Here is an 18,180-nt window from a genome sequence, read left to right as displayed (position 1 = left end):
GCACACCATGAGCAATACCGACTTCACGCTGGCCGTGGAAGACCTGACGGTCTCCTTCGACGGCTTCAAGGCCATCGACGCGCTGAACCTGTACATCGACAGGAACGAGCTGCGCGTCATCATCGGCCCCAACGGCGCGGGCAAGACCACGCTGCTGGACCTGATCTGCGGCAAGACCCGCGCCACGGGCGGCAGCATCAAGTTCAAGAACGAGGAACTCACGCGCATGGCAGAGCACAAGCGCGTGCGCCTGGGGATCGGGCGCAAGTTCCAGACGCCGTCCATCTACGAGAACCTGTCGGTCTTCCAGAACCTGGAGGTCTCCTACCCCGAAGGCCGCTCGGTCTTCGGCGCGCTGGCCTTCAAGTGCACGGAGGCGGTGCGCGATCGCGTGCAGGCCGTGGCCGCCGACATCGGCCTGGACGAGCGCCTGGACACCGAGGCCGGCCTGCTCAGCCACGGCCAGAAGCAGTGGCTGGAGATCGGCATGCTGCTCATGCAGGAGCCCGAGCTGCTGATGCTGGACGAGCCCATCGCCGGCATGAGCGCCCGCGAGCGCGAACTGACGGCCGAGCTGCTGCAGCGCATCTGCAAGAACCGCTCCGTCATCGTCATCGAGCACGACATGGAGTTCGTGGCGCGCATCGCGCACAAGGTCACCGTCATGCACCAGGGAAAGATCCTCGCCGAGGGTCCCATGGACAAGGTGCAGGCCGACCCCAAGGTCATCGACGTCTACCTCGGCCACTGAGGCACGCACAAGGAATTCACATGCTGCAAGTCAAGGATCTGTACGTGGCCTATGGCCAGAGCGAGGCGCTGCACGGCATCAGCTTCGAGGGCCGCGAGAACGAAACCGTGGCCATCATGGGCCGCAACGGCATGGGCAAGACCACGCTGTTCAAAAGCCTGATGGGCGTCATGCCCGCCAAGAGCGGCCAGATCACCGTGGCCGGCCAGGACGTCACGAAGGACGAGAGCTTCCGGCGCGTGGCCAAGGGCATTGCCTACGTGCCCCAGGGCCGCATGATCTTCCCCACGCTGACCGTGGAAGAGAACATACAGACGGGCCTGGAGAACGCGAAGTCGCGCCAGGTGCCCGACGACATCTACGCCCTGTTCCCCGTGCTCTGGGACATGCGCCGGCGCAAGGGCGGCAACCTCTCGGGCGGGCAGCAGCAGCAGCTGGCCATTGCGCGCGCCCTGGTCACCAACCCCAAGGTGCTGCTGCTGGACGAGCCCACCGAGGGCATACAGCCTTCCATCATCAAGGACATCGCCAAGGCGCTCAACGAGATCCGCAAGCTGCGCCGCATCACCATCGTGGTCAGCGAGCAGGTGCTTTCCTTCGCCATGGATGTGGCCGACCGGCTGTTCGTCATCGAGGGCGGGCGCCTGGTCCATGAGACGGCCAGAGCAGATACCGACGAGCAGCGCATCAAGTCCTACCTCTCCGTCTGATCCGTTTTTTCCCACTGCCATCGCAAGGAGCACACCATGGCCGAAACCCTGATCAAGGTCGATCTCAACCAGTCCCCCTACGACAACCCGCAGGTGCACAACCGCTGGCATCCCGACATCCCCATGGCGGTCTGGGTGGAGCCGGGCGCGGAGTTCAAGCTGGAGACCTATGACTGGACCGGCGGCGCCATCAAGAACGACGACAGCGCCGAAGACGTGCGCGACGTGGACCTGTCCACCGTCCACTTCCTGTCCGGCCCCGTGGGCGTCAAGGGCGCCGAGCCCGGCGACCTGCTGGTGGTGGACCTGCTGGACATCGGCGCGCGCGACGACAGCCTCTGGGGCTTCAACGGCTTTTTCTCCAAGCAAAACGGCGGCGGCTTCCTGGACGAGCATTTCCCGCTGGCCCAGAAGTCCATCTGGGACTTCCACGGCATGTTCACCAAGAGCCGCCACATCCCCGGCGTCAACTTCGCAGGCCTCATCCACCCGGGACTGATCGGCTGCCTGCCCGACCCCAAGATGCTGGCCAGCTGGAATGAGCGCGAGACCGGCCTCATCGCCACCGACCCCGACCGCATCCCCGGCCTGGCCAACCCGCCCAACGCCACCACCGCCCACATGGGCCAGATGCAGGGCGAGGCGCGCGACAAGGCCGCCGCCGAAGGCGCGCGCACCGTGCCGCCGCGCGAGCATGGCGGCAACTGCGACATCAAAGACCTCTCGCGCGGCTCGCGCGTGTTCTTCCCCGTCTACGTGGACGGCGCGGGCCTGAGCGTGGGCGACCTGCACTTCAGCCAGGGCGATGGCGAAATCACCTTCTGCGGCGCCATCGAGATGGCCGGATGGGTGCACATGAAGGTTTCGCTGATCAAGGGCGGCATGGCCAAGTACGGCATCAAGAACCCCATCTTCAAGCCCAGCCCCATGACGCCCAACTACAAGGACTACCTGATCTTCGAAGGCATCTCGGTGGACGAAAAGGGCAAGCAGCACTACCTGGACGTGACCGTGGCCTACCGCCAGGCCTGCCTGAACGCCATCGAGTACCTGAAGAAATTCGGCTACAGCGGTGCCCAGGCCTACTCGCTGCTGGGCACGGCGCCCGTGCAGGGCCACATCAGCGGCGTGGTGGACGTGCCCAATGCCTGCGCCACGCTGTGGCTGCCCACGGAGATCTTCGACTTCGACATCAATCCCACGGCCGAGGGACCACAGAAGATCATCACGGGCGGGGTGGACCTGCCCATCGCCCAGGACAAGTAAGCCCGGCATACGACACCCGCCATCCACCATCCGCCAGAGGCCGCCCATGCCCACCTATGACTACCACTGCGCCGCATGCGGCGGCTTCGACGCGCTGCGCAGCCTCTCGCAGCGCAACGAGCCCGCGCCCTGCCCCATCTGCGAGGCGGCCTCGCCCCGCGTCTTCGTCAGCGCGCCGCGCCTGGCCTGCACCAGCCCCGAGCAGCGCCGCGCCCACGACACCAACGAGCGCGCCCGGCACGAGCCCAGGCGCTCACGCGATGTGGCCGAGGGCAGCTACGCGCGCATGCGCCACCCTTCGGGCTGCGGCTGCTGCAGCGGCGCCAGCAAGCGCGGCTCCACGGTCACGGCGCCCAACGGCGCCAAGACCTTCCCGACCAAGCGGCCCTGGATGATCAGCCACTGACCGCGGCCCCTGCGCCGCACCGATGCAAAAAAGGCCCGCGACGCGGGCCTTTGTCCTGCCTGGCCGTACCGCTCAGTGCACGGCGCCGATGAAGCCGGCCAGCTCCGGCGTCTGCGGGCTGGCGAACAGCTGCTTGGCCGGGCCGCTTTCGTGGATCAGGCCCTGGTGCATGAACACCAGCTGGTCGCCCACGTCGCGGGCAAAGCGCATCTCGTGCGTGACCATGATCAGCGTCATGCCCTCGGCGGCGAGCTGCTTGACCACGGCCAGCACCTCGTTGACCAGCTCCGGGTCCAGGGCCGAGGTGATCTCGTCGCACAGCAGCACCTTGGGCTGCATGGCCAGCGCGCGTGCGATGGCCACGCGCTGCTGCTGGCCGCCGCTGAGCTGGTCGGGGTAGCTGTCGTACTTGTCGCCCAGGCCGACCTTGGCCAGCATCTGGCGCGCCAGCGCCGCCGCCTCGGGCTTTTTCACGCCCTTGACCACGGTGGGCGACAGGGCCACGTTCTCGCCCGCCGTCAGGTGGGGGAACAGGTTGAACTGCTGGAACACCATGCCCACGTTCAGGCGCAGCGCGCGCAGCTGGGCGGGCGAGGGCGCGCTGCCCTCCGAGCCCTTGAGCACGGCGTCGTCCACCACGATCTGGCCGGACTGGATGGCCTCCAGCCCGTTGATGGAGCGCAGCAGCGTGCTCTTGCCCGAGCCGCTGCGGCCGATGATGGCGACCACCTGGCCGCTGTCCACGCTCAGGTCCACGCCCTTGAGCACATGGTTGTTGCCGTAATGCTTGTGAACGGCGCGCACATCAACGAGCGGCATAGAGTTTCTTCTCCAGATGGGATGCGTAGAGGGACAGGGGCCAGCACAGCAGGAAGTAGCCTGCGGCGACCAGGCCGTAGATGAGGAAGGGCTGGAAGGTGGCGTTGGCCAGCATGGAGCCGAGCTTGGTCAGCTCGCTGAAGCCGATGATCGAGGCCACGGCCGTGCCCTTGATGATCTGCACCGAGAAGCCGACCGTGGGCGCTATCGACAGGCGCAGCGCCTGCGGCAGCACCACATGGCGCATCTGCTGCAGGTAGCCCATGGCCAGGCTGGACGAGGCTTCCCACTGGCCGCGGGGGATAGCCTCCACGCAGCCGCGCCAGACCTCGGCCAGGTAGGCGCTGGTGTACAGCGTCAGGCCAATGGCGGCCGCCGTCCAGGGCGAGATGTCCAGGCCGGCCATGGACGAGCCGAAGAACACGATGAACATCTGCATCAGCAGCGGCGTGTTCTGGAAGGCCTGGATATAGGCCTTGGCCAGGCGGCGCAGGTTCAGGCTGCGGCCCACGCGGGCGAACAGCACCAGCAATCCGGTGGCGCCGCCCAGCACGAAGGCCAGCAGCGACAGCGCCAGCGTGGCCAGCAGGCCCTCGGCCAGCTTGGCCAGGATGGGCAGCAGGGGAATGTCGGCAATCATGCGGCGTCTCCGGCAGTGGTTGCAGGTGCAGCAGGTGCAGCGGGCCTGGCTGCACGCGGCGTGCGGCGGCCCACCACGAAGCGCTGGCCTATCCAGGCCAGCAACTGGCGCAGTGCCAGGGCCAGCACGAAGTACGCCGCCGTCACCACCAGGTAGGTCTCGAACGCGCGGAAGTTGCGCGACTGGATGAAGTTGGCCGCAAACGTCAGGTCCTGGGCGGCGATCTGCGAGACCACCGAGGTGCCCAGCATCACGATCACGATCTGGCTGCTCAGCGAGGGCCAGACCCGCTGCAGCGCAGGGCGCAGCACCACATGGCGGAAGACCGCCCAGCGGCCCATGCCCAGCGCGCCAGCGGCTTCCAGCTGGCCGCGCGGCGTCTCCTGGATGCCGGCGCGCACGATCTCGGTGATGTAGGCGGCCAGGTTGATCACCGTGGTCAGCAGGCAGGCCTGCCATTCGTTGATCTGCACGCCCAGCGAAGGCAGGCCGAAGAACACGAACATCAGCTGCACCAGGAAGGGCGTGTTGCGTATGCCCTCCACGTACACCTTGAACAGCCAGTGCAGCGGCGCAATGCGCCAGGCGCGGCTGACGCCGCCGGCCACGCCGATGGCGCCGCCCAGCACGGCGCCCGCCGCCGTCAGCGCCAGCGTGAAGCCCGCGCCCTGTGCCAGCAGGCCGCTGTAGTCGAACACGGCGCCGAAGTCGAATTGATAGGCCATGGAAGGATTTCCGGGAGCAGGGGCGCAGCGGTTACAGGGTGGCGGGCAGCGGCATCTTCATCCAGCGCTGGGACAGGCTGGTCAGGCGGCCGTCGGCCTTGAGCTTGGTGATGATGGCGTCCACCTTCTGCAGCAGCGCCGGCTCGCCCTTGGCCACGCCGATGTAGCAGGGCGTGTCCTCGACCGCGAACTTCACGTCCAGCTGGCGCAGCCTGGTGCGCTCGTTGACGGCGTTGGCCACGATGTTGCCCAGCGTCACCAGCTGCACCTGGCCCGTCAGGTAGCTTTGCGCGGTGGCGTTGTTGTCCTCGTAGCGCTTGATGGTGGCCGAGGCCGGCGCCACCTGCGTGAGGGCCAGGTCCTCGGTGGAGCCGCGCGTCACGCCCACGGTCTTGCCGGCCAGGTCGGCAGGGGCCTTGATGCTCATGTCCTTGGGGCCGTAGACGCTCTTGGGGAAGGGTGCATAGGCCTGGGTGAAGTCGATCACCTTGGCGCGCTCGGCGTTCTTGCCCAGGCTGGAGATGACGATGTCGGCCTTGCCCGTGGTCAGGAAGGGGATGCGGTTGGTGCTGGTCACGGGCACCAGCTCCACCTTCACGCCCAGCTCCTGGGCCACCAGGGCCGCCATGTCGATGTCATAGCCCTGCAGCTTCAGGTCGGTGCCCAGCGAGCCGAAGGGCGGGAAGTCCTGCGGAATCGCCACGCGCAGCACGCCGGCCTTCTGGATATTGGCCAGCATGTCGGCCTGGGCGGCGCCGCCCAGGCCGGCAGCGGCCAGGGTGGCGGCCGCCAGGGCGGTGCGGATGAATGCGCGGCGGGGTGTCAGGGGGGAAGTCATGCGAAAGCTCCTTCGGAAGGTGGGGTGAGGCGAAAGAAAAGCGGGTCAGGGTCGGGCGCAGATGTATCGGGCGCTGTTGCGTCGGGCGCCGTCGCGTCGGGCGCCGCCGCGTCGTCCGGTGTGTCGAGATCGATGCCGCTGCGCCTGGCCGCCGACAGCAGGTGGGCGCGCATGGCGCCCGCCGCACCCGGCGCATCGCCTGCGCAGACGGCCTGCACGATGGCGTCGTGCTCGCGCACCGGCTGGTCGTCGGCACCGCTCCAGGCAAAGGGCAGGCGCAGGCTGTGGCTGATGGCCAGCTCCAGCTGGCGCGCCATGGCCACCAGGCCCGGGTTGCCCGACAGCTGGGCCAGCAGCAGGTGGAACTGCAGATCGGCGTCGGCGGCGGCCAGCAGGTCGCTGCGGTCCAGGGCGTGGGCCAGCTGGGACTGGGTCCATTGCAGCTGGCGCAGGCCGCTGTCGTCGGCGCGCACGGCCGCCAGCGCGGCCCAGCCGGGCTCCAGCACCAGGCGCAGCTCGATCAGCTGGCGCGGCGAAAGCGTGCCCAGCGCCGGGGTGGCATAGGCGCGGTGCATGCGTGCACGGCCGCTGTGCGGGCCGTTGATGCGCACGCCCTTGCCCGGCTGGATCTCGACCAGGCCCAGGGCCTCCAGCATGGACAGCGCCTCGCGCAGCGAAGCGCGGCTGATGCCCAGCTGCCGGGCCAGCTCGCGCTGCGGCGGCAGCTGGCTCCCGCCGGGATAGTGGCCGCTCAGGATGTGCTGCTGCAGCGTCTGGGCCATCGAGATCGGAATGCTTTGCATGGGCTGGCGCGGGTGGAGGGTTTTGGCCTGACTGGTCAGACCACGTACCCAGCAGATAGCGAATTGCGTGCCAGATGCAAAAAAAGGAGCGTTGTCCTCAGGCATTGCAAAGAATCCGGGGCGATGGGACATCGACAATCCGCCCCGAAGGCGCCGCCGGCGGCCCGCGCTGCCGCGCTTTGGTGCAGTGCCGCATGGCTTTGTGCAGGCCTGCCCCGAATGCGGGCGTAAAACCCGCACTGCAGGCCGCCGCCAGCCGCCGTAGAATCCCGGGCTTTGGCCCGAGGAGCGTTGCAGCGCGGCACCCGCCCATCCGTACACCGGATCGCGTGCCGCGTCAGGCTTGGGCCAGGTGCAGGTTCCCGGCCGGACCGCGCCCACGGTGCCAACGACGCTCACCTGTTGCCATGCCGTTTTTGCAGGTGAGCTTGATGTCGTCCTCTTTCACTCCCCCTCCCATGAAGCTGTCCGGCCTGGAGCCGGTGACCATCGGCGAGGGCACGCTGTTCGTCAACGTGGGCGAGCGCACCAACGTCACGGGTTCCAAGGCCTTTGCGCGCATGATCCTCAACGAGCAGTACGAGGAAGCGCTGTCCGTGGCGCGCCAGCAGGTGGAAAACGGCGCCCAGGTCATCGACGTGAACATGGACGAGGCCATGCTCGACAGCAAGGCCGCCATGGTGCGCTTCCTGAACCTCATCGCCTCCGAGCCCGACATCGCCAAGGTGCCGGTCATGGTGGACAGCTCCAAGTGGGAGGTCATCGAGGCCGGCCTGCGCTGCCTGCAGGGCAAGGGCATCGTCAACTCCATCTCCATGAAGGAAGGCCTGGATGAATTCAAGCGCCAGGCCCGGCTGATCAAGCGCTACGGCGCGGCCGCCGTGGTCATGGCCTTCGACGAGAAGGGCCAGGCCGACACCTACCAGCGCAAGATCGAGATCTGCGAGCGCGCCTACCGCATCCTGGTGGACGAGGTGGGCTTCCCGCCCGAGGACATCGTCTTCGACCCCAACATCTTCGCCGTGGCCACCGGCATCGAGGAACACGACAACTACGCCGTGGACTTCATCGAGGCCGTGCGCTGGATCAAGCAGAACCTGCCCGGCGCCAAGGTCTCGGGCGGCGTCTCCAACGTGAGCTTCAGCTTCCGCGGCAACGACCCCGTGCGCGAGGCCATCCACACCGTGTTCCTCTACCACGCCATCTCGGCGGGCATGGACATGGGCATCGTCAACGCCGGCATGGTCGGCGTCTATGACGACCTGGAGCCCGAACTGCGCGAGCGCGTGGAAGACGTGGTGCTCAACCGCCGCCCTGACGCTGCGGAACGCCTGCTGGAGATTGCCGACGCCGCCAAGGGCGCCGCCAAGGACGACAGCAAGAAGCTCGAATGGCGCGGCACGCCCGAGAACCCGAAGACCGTGGGCGAGCGCCTGTCGCACGCCCTGGTGCACGGCATCACCGACTTCATCGTCGTCGACACCGAAGAGGCCTACCAGCAGATCGTGGTGCAGGGCGGCGGCCGCCCGCTGCACGTGATCGAAGGTCCGCTCATGGACGGCATGAACATCGTGGGCGACCTGTTCGGCGCCGGCAAGATGTTCCTGCCCCAGGTGGTCAAGTCGGCGCGTGTGATGAAGCAGGCCGTGGCCCACCTCGTGCCCTACATCGAAGAGGAAAAGCGCCAGCAGGAAGCGGCGGGCCTGGACGTGTCCAGCAAGGGCAAGATCGTCATCGCCACCGTCAAGGGCGATGTGCACGACATCGGCAAGAACATCGTCACCGTGGTCCTGCAGTGCAACAACTTCGAGGTCATCAACATGGGCGTGATGGTGCCCTGCCACGAGATCCTGGCCAAGGCCAAGGCCGAGGGCGCGGACATCATCGGCCTGTCGGGCCTGATCACGCCCAGCCTCGAAGAGATGCAATACGTCGCCGGCGAGATGCACAAGGACGACTACTTCCGCATCAAGAAGATTCCGCTGCTGATCGGCGGCGCCACCTGCTCGCGCGTGCACACCGCCGTCAAGATCGCGCCCAAGTACGAAGGCCCCGTGGTCTACGTGCCCGATGCCTCGCGCAGCGTCAGCGTGGCCCAGAGCCTGCTGGGCGAGAACAAGGGCAACTACCTGGCCGAGATCCAGGCCGACTACGACAAGGTCCGCACCCAGCACGCCAACAAGAAGAAGACGCCGCTGTGGCCGCTGGACAAGGCCCGCGCCAACGCCACGCCCGTGGACTTTTCCCAGGCCCCCGTGGCGCCGCGCGCCCTGGGCCGGCGCGTGTTCCGCAACTTCGACCTGGCCGAGATCGCCGAATACATCGACTGGGGCCCGTTCTTCCAGACCTGGGACCTGGCCGGCCCCTATCCGGCCATCCTCGACGACGAGATCGTGGGCGTGCAGGCCCGCCAGGTGCTGGCCGACGGCCAGGCCATGCTCAGGAAGATCATCGAAGGCCGCTGGCTGCAGGCCAACGGCGCCATCGGCCTGTTCCCTGCCAACCGCGTGGGCGATGACATCGAGTTCTACGCCGACGAGTCCCGCAGCCAGGTGCTGATGACCTGGTACGGCATGCGCCAGCAGACCGAAAAGCAGATGGTGGAAGGCCCGGATGGCCAGCCCGTGATGCGCCCCAGCCGCTGCCTGTCCGACTTCGTGGCCACCAAGGAATCGGGCATCCAGGACTACGCGGGCCTGTTCGCCGTCACGGCCGGCATCGGCGCCGAGAAGAAGGACAAGGAGTTCCAGGACGCGCTGGACGACTACTCCGGCATCATGTTCAAGGCCCTGGCCGACCGCCTGGCCGAGGCCTTCGCCGAATGCCTGCACCAGCGCGTGCGCAAGGACCTGTGGGGCTATGCGCCCGACGAGGACCTCAGCAACGAAGCGCTGATCAAGGAACAGTACAAGGGCGTACGCCCCGCGCCCGGCTACCCGGCCTGCCCCGACCACAGCGCCAAGACCGACCTGTTCGCCGTGCTCAAGGCCGACGAGATCGGCATGACCCTGACCGAAAGCCTGGCCATGAACCCGGCCTCCAGCGTCAGCGGCTTCTACATCGGCCACCCCGACTCCGTCTACTTCAACGTCGGCGAGATCGGCGAGGACCAGCTCGCCGACATGGCCGCGCGCCGGGGCATGGATATCGAGGAACTGCGCAGGCTGCTGGCGCCGAATCTCGCCTGATATTGGGTTGACCGCTGGCTTGGCTACGCCGGTCAGGCGTGCGATTTTTCGCTATTTTGGACAAAGGCATTCATCTTTGACTGGAATAGCGGACAGGGCGCGCCAGCGGCGCAGGCAGTCGATCAGAAGATGTGATCCGGCTGAGCGTTCAAGCGCGCGCCGATGCTGCAGGAGCCAGGATGCCCTACAAGGGCCCGGTGCACGCCAGCCGAACCCGCACCTCCTTGTTGGCGACCAGGGCCGGATCGGTCGCAAGGACGAGTTTTCTCTCTCCCCCGCTGCCCAGGTCGATCAGGCCTTCCTGCAGTACCTGCCGGACGCCCCCTCGGTTCACGCTGCTCGTGTAGGTCGCCAGAGCCGAAAGGCATCCGCACTCGCCAATCGATTTGCGCAGTTGAACACGGGTGTTCGCCCACACCACATTGGACTCTGTGGAAGTCTTCGTCGCCGTGATCGACACGCAGGCTGAAAGATCGTTCTGAAACGTTATCTGGTCGGCATGGGCAGCAAAGGCAGATCCGCCGAACAAGGCAGACCATATTAAAAATCGAGCCATGCTATGCACGTGTGCCTCCGTTTGTCACTCTTGCCGGGACGTAATTGACTTTCAGGATGAAATAGCTACGCGAACTGGACTTCGCCTTCGACCGAAGAATCGGGAAGAATCTATGCTCAACCTCAATACATCCGTGGCTGAAGCCTTTGGTTGAATCATGCAGATAAAAGCCGCTGCGAACGGGGTTGCAAGCGATGCGCGTTTGAGTGTCGGCGGGCTCCATCCGCGCCCGGTTCTGCCCCCAGTTTGCCCAATAGGCTTCGCAGCTTCCGGCGGCAGCTCCGCGTGGAATCGTCTGGACTCCCCATCCGGGAGACAGGTTGCATCTTCCCGCACCGTCATCCTTCGCCGCCCCACGGTCGGTGACAAGCACCTTGTACATCCCCTCCGGAATTGGTCCGCTGTCTTTGATGCACTGATTTTCTGGCATCTGAAAACCTGGAAGTCCTGTCGTTGCCTTGAAGCTACCCGAGCCATTCCATGTCAGCTTCTGCCCATCAAACTCCATATCTGGTATCACAAACGGTCCCTCCAATTTTCTAAAGTCGCATCAATCGAGTTTCTCGGTAGCCACGGTTTGATGCCATCCAGATTCATAAGCTTCATCTGGATCAGAGATCGGGGCAGCTTAATGCGCTTATTGCCTCGGAGGCAAGTTGGAGGGAAAGTGTTTTTGCGACATGCTGTAACGATCTTGTATACCAATTCGCTGCATCGCATTCAGGTATACCTGATTGCCATGGATGATGTCGCCTGAATATGCCCACTGCCAGAGTCCAAAAAAACAAGGCGCACGAGGCGCCTTGTCATGGGTCAGCGGGATGGGAGTTTCAGAGCCCGATTTCCTTGTTGTACGCCTTGCGCGCCGCAACGGCCGTGTCCGTGAAGTCGGTGAACACGCCGTCGATGCCCAGGCGGTAGTAGGCCAGGTATTCCTGCACGGGGTCGCCCTTGTACAGGCCGGCCAGGCGGCCCGGCTCGTTGCGGAAGGTGAAGCTGTGCACGATCAGGCCGGCCTTGTGGGCGTCGCGGATCAGGCCCGTGTCCTTGACGGTGTTCACGTCCTTGAGGCCGGCGCCGTCCTTGTAGGGCACGACGGAGTGGGCCAGGACCTGGGGCTTCCAGGGGCCGATGCCGTCGGCATAGGTCTTGATCTCGGCCAGGCCTGCGGGCGTGAGCATGGTGGCGAAGGTGCGCGCGTCGCCGGCCAGGGTCCAGCTGTAGGGGCGGCCGCTGATGAAGGTCCATTCATCGTTGGTGATGTAGACCATGGAGCCGTCGCGCAGATTGAAGTCGTTGCCGTCGATCAGCTGCACGCCCTTGGCCTTCATGCCGGCCTGGCGCAGGTACTTGAGGCTGGCCGGGTCGAAGCTCTGGATGTAGATGGGCGAATCCTTGGCGTTGAGCTTGTTCTGGTCCAGCAGCTTGATCACCGCGTCTTCAAACGGGCGCGAGCCGGGCGCGCCGCAGCCGTTGGCGATCGCCTGCTGGTTGTTCCAGTACGGGTTCTTGGTCTCGGCGTAGACGGGGATGGTGCGGCCCAGGGCCTTGCCCTTGGCGGCGGCGATGTCCAGCACGTCCTGGGCGCTGATCAGGGGCAGCTTGCCGTTCCACTCGGTGGGGCGCTCGCTGCGGTTGTCCAGGATCGTGCCGCCCAGCCAGCTGCGCAGCTCCTGCATCGTGAAGTCGCTGATGGACCAGTCGTTGCGGTGGTCCTCGCCATCGACCACCAGGGCCTTGAGCACGGACTTGGGATCGTTGGCATCGAGCTGGTCGCTCAGGTATTGCGAGGGGCCGTTGGCAGGCACGGCGGGGTACTTCACGTTGACCAGCACGCCGGCCGCAGTGCGCTGGCGGCGCGCCACTTCGGCATTGGTCTTGGCCACGTCGGCCACGTTGGTGCTGTCGCTGAGCCAGGCGTTGTGGCGGGCGACCAGCTGGCAGTCCTTCGTCATGTGCATGTCGAGTTCGAGCATGTCCGCGCCCGCGTCGGCGGCGGCCTCGTAGGCCATGCGCGTCTGCTCCGGGAACTTGCCCGAGAAGCCGCGGTGGGCGATCACCTGGGGCTGCTTTCCGTCGAGCGTGAGGTAGAACGAGCCGCCGTCGCCGCCGCAGGCCGTGAGGACTGCAGCCGCGCACAGGGACGCGAGCAGGGGAGTGCGGGAAAAGGACATAGGACGTTGGGTCATATCCGAAGCAGTGGTGGGTTGATGAACGGCGCGCAATGCGCCAGCTCAGCAGCGTATGCAGTCAGCCGTGTCGGCACCATGACAGTGCGCCCCGTAGGGCCCGGATTGGCGTTTTAGCGACGGTCGGTGGAAATTTGCCGACCCACCGACACAGGGTTATCCCCCGAACAGGGGCGCCAGCGTGGCGCGCAGGCGGTCGCCGGCGTCGGGCGCCTCGCTCGGGCGGATCTCCAGCGAACGCTCCACCGTGCCGATGTGCTCCAGCAGCAGGGCCTTGGCGCCCTCGGTGTCGCCGCGCTCCAGCGCCTCGACGATGCGTTCGTGCTCGGCGCAGGACTGGCTGGCGCTGTGGGTGGACTGGAACAATGTGGCCGCCAGCGTGGTGCGCGCCGTGAGGTCGCGCAGGGTGAGCGCCAGCAGGCGGTGGCCCATCTGCTCGGCCAGGCAGACGTGGAAGTCGGCCAGCAGGAAGGCGCGCGTGGCGGCGTCGGCGCCCGCAATGGCCTCCTGCTCCTGGGCGATGTGGCGGCGCAGCTGGCCGATCACGCTTTGCAGGGGGCGCCCGGCCTCGCCCAGGATGCCGGTCTCGATGATGCGGCGCGCCGCGAAGGCGTCCTGCGCCTCCTCGGCCGAGGGCTGGACCACGTACCAGCCGCGCCGGGGCTGCACCTGCACGAAGCCGCGCGCCTGCAGCTGCATCAGCGCCTCGCGCACCATGGTGCGGCTGACCTCGAAGTTGTCGGCCAGCTCCTGCTCCCCCAGCCGTTCGCCGGGCGCCAGTTTCTGGGCCAGGATGGCTTCGACGACGCGCTCGGCGATGTGCTGGGGGCTTACAGGTGTCATTGCGTTGCAGGGTGGGCAGGAGTCACGGTTGCGGGGACGGCGGCGGCGCCGGAGGGCTCGGCGTCGGGCCCCTGATTGTCGGCCAGGCCGTTGAGCACGGCATGGGCGCGCTCGCGGTCGATGTCACCTTCCCAGGCCGCGATGGCCACGGTGGCCACGCAGTTGCCGATCAGGTTGCCCAGCGCGCGGGCAATGCCCATGAACCAGTCCACCGACAGCACCAGCACCAGGCCGATGGCGGGGATGGCCGGAATCGCATGCAGCGTGGCCGCCAGCACCACGATGGCCGAGCCCGGCACGCCGTGGGCGCCCTTGGAGGTCACCAGCGCAATCGCCAGGATGGTCAGCAGGTCGGCCATGCCGATGGGCGTGTTCGTGGCCTGGGCGATGAACACGGCCGCCAGCGTGATGTAGATGGAGAAGGCGTCCAGGTTGAACGAGTAGCCCGTGGGAATCACCAGGCCCACGGTGGAGTCGCGCACGCCCAGGTTGCGCAGCTTGGCCATGATCTGGGGCAGCACGCTGTCCGAGGAGGTGGTGGCGAAGACCACCATCAGCTCCTCGCGCAGGTAGCGCAGCAGCTTGATCAGGCTGAAGCCCGAAAAGCGCATCACCAGGCCCAGCACCACGAAGACGAAGAAGATCACCGCCACGTAGAACAGCAGCACCAGCATGCCCAGCTGCTTGAGCGAGCCTATGCCGTACTGGCCCACGGTGAAGGCGATGGCGCCCAGCACGCCCAGCGGCGCCAGCTTGATGAGGATGCCCATGATCTTGAACAGCACGTTCGACAGCGTGTCGATCAGCGCATGCACGGGCGCGCCGCGCTCGCCCAGCATGGTCAGTGCGCAGCCGAACAGCACGGCGAACAGCAGCACCTGCAGCACGTCGCCCGTGGCAAAGGCCTGCACCACGGTGGTGGGGATGAGCTTCATCAGGAAGTCCACCGTGCCGCCACTGGTCAGCTTGTCGGCGTTGCTGGCATAGGCGCTCATGGCCGAGGCGTCGAGCTTGCTCGGGTCCACGTTCATGCCCGCGCCGGGCTGGAACACGAAGGCCAGCACCAGGCCCAGCACCAGGGCGATGGTGGTCAGCACCTCGAAGTAGATCAGCGACTTGACGCCGACCCGGCCCACGCGCTTGAGGTCGCCCGCGCCCGCGATGCCGTGCACCACCACGCAGAACACCAGCACGGGAATGATCATCTTGATGAGCTTGATGAAGCCATCGCCCAGGGGCTTGAGTTTCACGGCCCATTCAGGGGCCAATATTCCGGCGAGCACACCCAGGATGAGTGCGATCACCACCTGTCCGAACAGTGATCTGGCAAAGCGGCGCATAGTCGTCTTTCGCAAGTTGTGGAATCTTGTATGCAAGTGGCTCTGCAACTTGCATGCAAGAATGTAGACAAGCGAAACGCGTGCCAGCAGAGGGTATTCCCTGCGGATTTGCGGCACTCCAGAGAAGTTCAGCCCTGACTTTTTCTGCATGAAATCGGCAGATGCGGGCGGGCCTCCCCGCCGTGGTGCAGGGCGGGGGCCGGCATGCCCGCGCATGGTGCGCGCGGCGTGCGGCAAGGCTGCGCAGGCCCCGTGCCGGGGCATGCGCGAGGGCGGCGCAGGGCGCGCCGCCCGGGGGGATCAGCGCAGGTTGCGCTCCATCGCGCGGTCCTTGATGAAGAAGGCCGCCAGCAGGCCCAGCGTCACGCCGAACATCACATAGAAGGCCGGCGCCATGGGCGAGCCCGTGGAGCGGATCAGCCAGGTCACGATGAACTGCGCGAAGCCGCCGAAGATCATCACGGCCACGTTGTAGGCCATGGACATGCCGGCAGACCGCACCTGGGGCGGGAACAGCTCGGCCATCACCGTACTGAACACGCCGAAGAACACGGCCACGAACACGCAGACCACCAACTGGGTGATCAGCAGCTTCTGCACCGTGGGGCCGTCCGTCAGCCAGGCATACAGCGGGTAGAGCACCACCAGGTAGCCGATCAGCGAGCCGATGGTCAGCATGCGGCGGCCCACGCGGTCCGACAGGGCGCCGAAGAACGGCATGATCACCACCATCAGCGCGGCGCCGGCCATCTGCACCATGAAGGCATCGCGCATGGGCAGCTTCAGCGTCACCGTGGCATAGGTCACCAGATAGGTGAAGGTGATGTAGATGGACACCGTGGCCGTGACCACCAGGCCCATGCCCACCAGCGTCTCGCGCGCATGCGTGCGCAGCATCTCCATGATGCCGATCTGGCGCGCCTTGCCGCTGGCCTGCGCGGCCTGCATTTCCTTGAAGACCTCGGGCTCCTCCACATGGCGGCGGATGTACAGCGCCACGGGAACGATCAGCAGGCCCACGGCGAAGGGCACGCGCCAGGCCCAGGCCATCAGCTCTTCCTCGGTGAAGATCTCGGTGATCAGCGTGCCCGTGGCCGCGCCGATCAGCAGGGCCAGCATCTGGCCGGCCATCTGCCAGGAGCCATAGAAGCCGCGCTTGCCGGGCGGTGCCAGCTCGATCAGCAGTGCCGTGGACGTGCCGAACTCGCCGCCGGCCGCAAAGCCCTGCAGCAGCCGTGCCAGCACGATGAACAGCGGCGCCAGGATGCCCACGGCCGCATAGGTGGGCGCCAGCGTGATCAGCGCGATCGCCACGGCCATCAGGCCGGTCACCATCACCATGGCCGCCTTGCGGCCCTTGCGGTCCCCGTACAGGCCCAGCAGGATGCCGCCCACGGGCCGCATGAAAAAGCCCACGCCGAACACGGCCGTGGTCATCAGGATGCGGTTGATGTTGTCGTCCGGATTGTCGGGATTGCTGGGGAAGAACAGCTTGGCGACGATGGGTGTCATGAAGGCGAACACCAGGAAGTCATACCACTCCAGCGCGTTGCCGATGACGGCAGCCACGATGTTGCGGGTCGAGACGGTTTGCTTGGTCAAAGCAGGGTCCATTTCCGAAAAGGGATTGAAAAGACGGCAGTCACGCCCGGGGCATGGGGCGGCGTGCCTGCCCGGGCCGCAACCCGGGCGTACACTGCTTCGCCATATGCAATGCCTATGCCATGGCCTGCGTCGTCCACGAAGGGCGGCGCAGGCCATGGCGCAGATGGAACCACATGACTACCTGGAAAAACACCCGCGACTGGCTGGAAACACTGGTCGCATTCGACACCACCAGCCGCAACTCCAACCTGGCGCTGATCGAGTGTGTACGCGATGAGTTGGCCACGCTGGGTGTGAGTGCCCGATTGTTCCACTCTCCGGACGGCGCCAAGGCCAATCTCTTCGCCACTTTGCCGGCCAGCAATGGCGAAACGCAGGGTGGCATCGTGCTGTCCGGCCATACCGACGTGGTGCCGGTCGATGGCCAGCAGTGGAGCACCAACCCCTTTGCGCTCACCGAAAAGGGCGGGCGCCTGTATGGGCGCGGCAGCTGCGACATGAAGGGCTTCATCGCCGCCTCGCTGGCGCTGGTGCCCGAATTCCTGGCCACGCAGCGCGCCAGGCCCGTGCACCTGGCCTTCTCGTACGACGAGGAAATCGGCTGCGCGGGCGCGCCCGTGATGATCAACCAGCTCAAGGCCGAGGGCGCGCGCTTCGACGGCTGCGTGGTCGGCGAGCCCACCAGCATGCAGGTCGTGGTGGCGCACAAGGGCATCAACCTCTACCGCTGCCGCGTGCACGGCAAGGCCGCGCATTCGTCGCTCACGCCGCGCGGCAGCAATGCCATCGAATACGCGGCGCGGCTGATCTGTCGCATCAGGGACATCGCCGACCACTTCAAGGCGCACGGCCCCTACGACGAATTCTTCGACGTGCCCTTCACCACCATGACCACCAACCAGATCCAGGGTGGCATCGCTGTCAACACCATCCCCGAGCTGTGCGAATTCGCCTATGAATTCCGCAACCTGCCCGGCATGTCGGTGGATGGCATCCAGGCCCAGGTCGAGTCCTATGCGCGCGACGAACTGCTGCCGCGCATGCGCGCCGAATTCGCCGACGCGCGCATCGAGATCGAGACCGGCGCCAGCGCGCCTGCGCTGGAAGCCTCGGAAGAAGCCGCCATCACCCAGCTGGTGCGCGCGCTGACCGCCGACCAGGAAAAGCGCAAGGTGGCCTACGGCACCGAGGCCGGCCTGTTCCACAACGCCGGCGTTCCCACCGTGGTCTGCGGCCCCGGCTCCATCGAGCAGGCGCACAAGCCCGACGAGTTCGTCGAGCTGGCCCAGCTCGACGCCTGCGAGCGCTTCCTCAGCAAAATGGGCACGAGTCTGTGATCACCCCCTGAGTCGCTTCGCGCCTTCCCCCTCTCTTCGGAGGGGGGCGTACGGGCAGCCGGCGACACCCTTGCTGCGGGGCGGCGCGGCCGGCGTAGGCCCTTGCTCGGTGTCCCTCGCCTTGGGGGCGCGGGAGTTTCGAGGTCAAGCTCAAGAAATCTCGT

Annotated in this window: 16 protein-coding genes and 1 riboswitch; of the genes, 6 read left to right on the top strand and 10 right to left on the bottom strand. The window is 66.3% G+C overall.

Translation table 11 applies throughout. The features are described 5' to 3' along the window. The first annotated feature begins 7 nt into the window (after window positions 1–7). From urtD to HFGMBDPB_RS12890, 4 genes are read left to right on the top strand one after another with little or no spacing between them, the layout of a single operon-like run. Complete coding sequence (gene urtD / locus HFGMBDPB_RS12905; protein ID WP_043789395.1) at window positions 8–751, top strand: urea ABC transporter ATP-binding protein UrtD; 744 nt, start codon at window positions 8–10, stop codon at window positions 749–751. A 20-nt stretch (window positions 752–771) separates the two neighbouring features. Next, entirely contained in the window at window positions 772–1,461 is a 690-nt protein-coding gene (gene urtE, locus HFGMBDPB_RS12900) for an urea ABC transporter ATP-binding subunit UrtE (RefSeq protein ID WP_212645528.1), read from the top strand. A gap of 36 nt (window positions 1,462–1,497) precedes the next feature. Next, window positions 1,498–2,727: a formamidase gene (fmdA, locus tag HFGMBDPB_RS12895; protein WP_012202164.1), complete on the top strand. Its 1,230-nt coding sequence runs from the start codon at window positions 1,498–1,500 to the stop codon at window positions 2,725–2,727. Between the two features lie 46 nt (window positions 2,728–2,773). After that, window positions 2,774–3,133: an FmdB family zinc ribbon protein gene (locus HFGMBDPB_RS12890; RefSeq protein WP_016452169.1), complete on the top strand. Its 360-nt coding sequence runs from the start codon at window positions 2,774–2,776 to the stop codon at window positions 3,131–3,133. A 72-nt stretch (window positions 3,134–3,205) separates the two neighbouring features. Here HFGMBDPB_RS12890 and HFGMBDPB_RS12885 read toward each other — a convergent pair whose 3' ends face one another. From HFGMBDPB_RS12885 to HFGMBDPB_RS12865, 5 genes are read right to left on the bottom strand one after another with little or no spacing between them, the layout of a single operon-like run. Next, window positions 3,206–3,952 carry an amino acid ABC transporter ATP-binding protein gene (locus HFGMBDPB_RS12885; protein ID WP_016448706.1) on the bottom strand — a complete coding sequence of 249 codons (747 nt, stop codon included), beginning with the start codon at window positions 3,950–3,952 and terminating at the stop codon, window positions 3,206–3,208. Continuing rightward, window positions 3,939–4,592 (bottom strand): amino acid ABC transporter permease, encoded by a 654-nt coding sequence (locus HFGMBDPB_RS12880; protein WP_016448705.1) that lies wholly within the window; start codon window positions 4,590–4,592, stop codon window positions 3,939–3,941. Before HFGMBDPB_RS12880 ends, HFGMBDPB_RS12885 begins: the two co-directional genes overlap by 14 nt. Beyond that, window positions 4,589–5,317 carry an amino acid ABC transporter permease gene (locus HFGMBDPB_RS12875; RefSeq protein WP_212645527.1) on the bottom strand — a complete coding sequence of 243 codons (729 nt, stop codon included), beginning with the start codon at window positions 5,315–5,317 and terminating at the stop codon, window positions 4,589–4,591. Before HFGMBDPB_RS12875 ends, HFGMBDPB_RS12880 begins: the two co-directional genes overlap by 4 nt. Before the next feature lie 31 nt (window positions 5,318–5,348). Then, entirely contained in the window at window positions 5,349–6,155 is an 807-nt protein-coding gene (locus HFGMBDPB_RS12870; RefSeq protein ID WP_212645526.1) for a transporter substrate-binding domain-containing protein, read from the bottom strand. Beyond that, the gene (locus tag HFGMBDPB_RS12865; protein ID WP_212645525.1) at window positions 6,152–6,958 is read right to left on the bottom strand and encodes a FadR/GntR family transcriptional regulator; all 807 of its coding nucleotides are present in this window, start codon (window positions 6,956–6,958) and stop codon (window positions 6,152–6,154) included. The genes HFGMBDPB_RS12870 and HFGMBDPB_RS12865 overlap by 4 nt, the downstream gene beginning before the upstream one ends. A 277-nt stretch (window positions 6,959–7,235) precedes the next feature. After that, window positions 7,236–7,362: riboswitch (S-adenosyl-L-homocysteine riboswitch) on the top strand. Between the two features lie 27 nt (window positions 7,363–7,389). Here HFGMBDPB_RS12865 and metH point away from each other — a divergent pair. Further along, window positions 7,390–10,146: a methionine synthase gene (gene metH, locus HFGMBDPB_RS12860; RefSeq protein ID WP_212645524.1), complete on the top strand. Its 2,757-nt coding sequence runs from the start codon at window positions 7,390–7,392 to the stop codon at window positions 10,144–10,146. Between the two features lie 184 nt (window positions 10,147–10,330). Here metH and HFGMBDPB_RS12855 read toward each other — a convergent pair whose 3' ends face one another. The 5 genes from HFGMBDPB_RS12855 to HFGMBDPB_RS12830 all read right to left on the bottom strand — a co-directional run bounded on the left by HFGMBDPB_RS12855 (window position 10,331) and on the right by HFGMBDPB_RS12830 (window position 16,688). Further along, window positions 10,331–10,702, bottom strand: a complete 372-nt coding sequence (locus HFGMBDPB_RS12855) for a DUF2195 family protein (protein ID WP_026062624.1) — start codon at window positions 10,700–10,702, stop codon at window positions 10,331–10,333. Window positions 10,703–11,532: 830 nt separating this feature from the next. Then, window positions 11,533–12,876, bottom strand: coding sequence for a glycerophosphodiester phosphodiesterase family protein (locus HFGMBDPB_RS12845; RefSeq protein ID WP_016448700.1), 1,344 nt, complete (start codon window positions 12,874–12,876; stop codon window positions 11,533–11,535). A 171-nt stretch (window positions 12,877–13,047) separates the two neighbouring features. Further along, window positions 13,048–13,734, bottom strand: a complete 687-nt coding sequence (locus HFGMBDPB_RS12840) for a GntR family transcriptional regulator (RefSeq protein WP_016448699.1) — start codon at window positions 13,732–13,734, stop codon at window positions 13,048–13,050. Continuing rightward, window positions 13,731–15,074 (bottom strand): C4-dicarboxylate transporter DctA, encoded by a 1,344-nt coding sequence (locus tag HFGMBDPB_RS12835; RefSeq protein WP_016448698.1) that lies wholly within the window; start codon window positions 15,072–15,074, stop codon window positions 13,731–13,733. Before HFGMBDPB_RS12835 ends, HFGMBDPB_RS12840 begins: the two co-directional genes overlap by 4 nt. 300 nt (window positions 15,075–15,374) lie before the next feature. Further along, complete coding sequence (locus HFGMBDPB_RS12830) at window positions 15,375–16,688, bottom strand: MFS transporter (RefSeq protein ID WP_016448697.1); 1,314 nt, start codon at window positions 16,686–16,688, stop codon at window positions 15,375–15,377. 164 nt (window positions 16,689–16,852) lie between these two features. Here HFGMBDPB_RS12830 and argE point away from each other — a divergent pair, with 164 nt between their 5' ends. Continuing rightward, entirely contained in the window at window positions 16,853–18,016 is a 1,164-nt protein-coding gene (argE, locus tag HFGMBDPB_RS12825) for an acetylornithine deacetylase (RefSeq protein WP_212645522.1), read from the top strand. Window positions 18,017–18,180 lie beyond the last annotated feature (164 nt).

This window comes from Delftia sp. PE138 (assembly GCF_018320755.1).
Taxonomy (GTDB): Bacteria; Pseudomonadota; Gammaproteobacteria; order Burkholderiales; family Burkholderiaceae_C; genus Comamonas; species Comamonas tsuruhatensis.
Note: the sequence above shows the minus strand (reverse complement) of the source record. Positions and strands in the feature narration are given on the sequence as shown.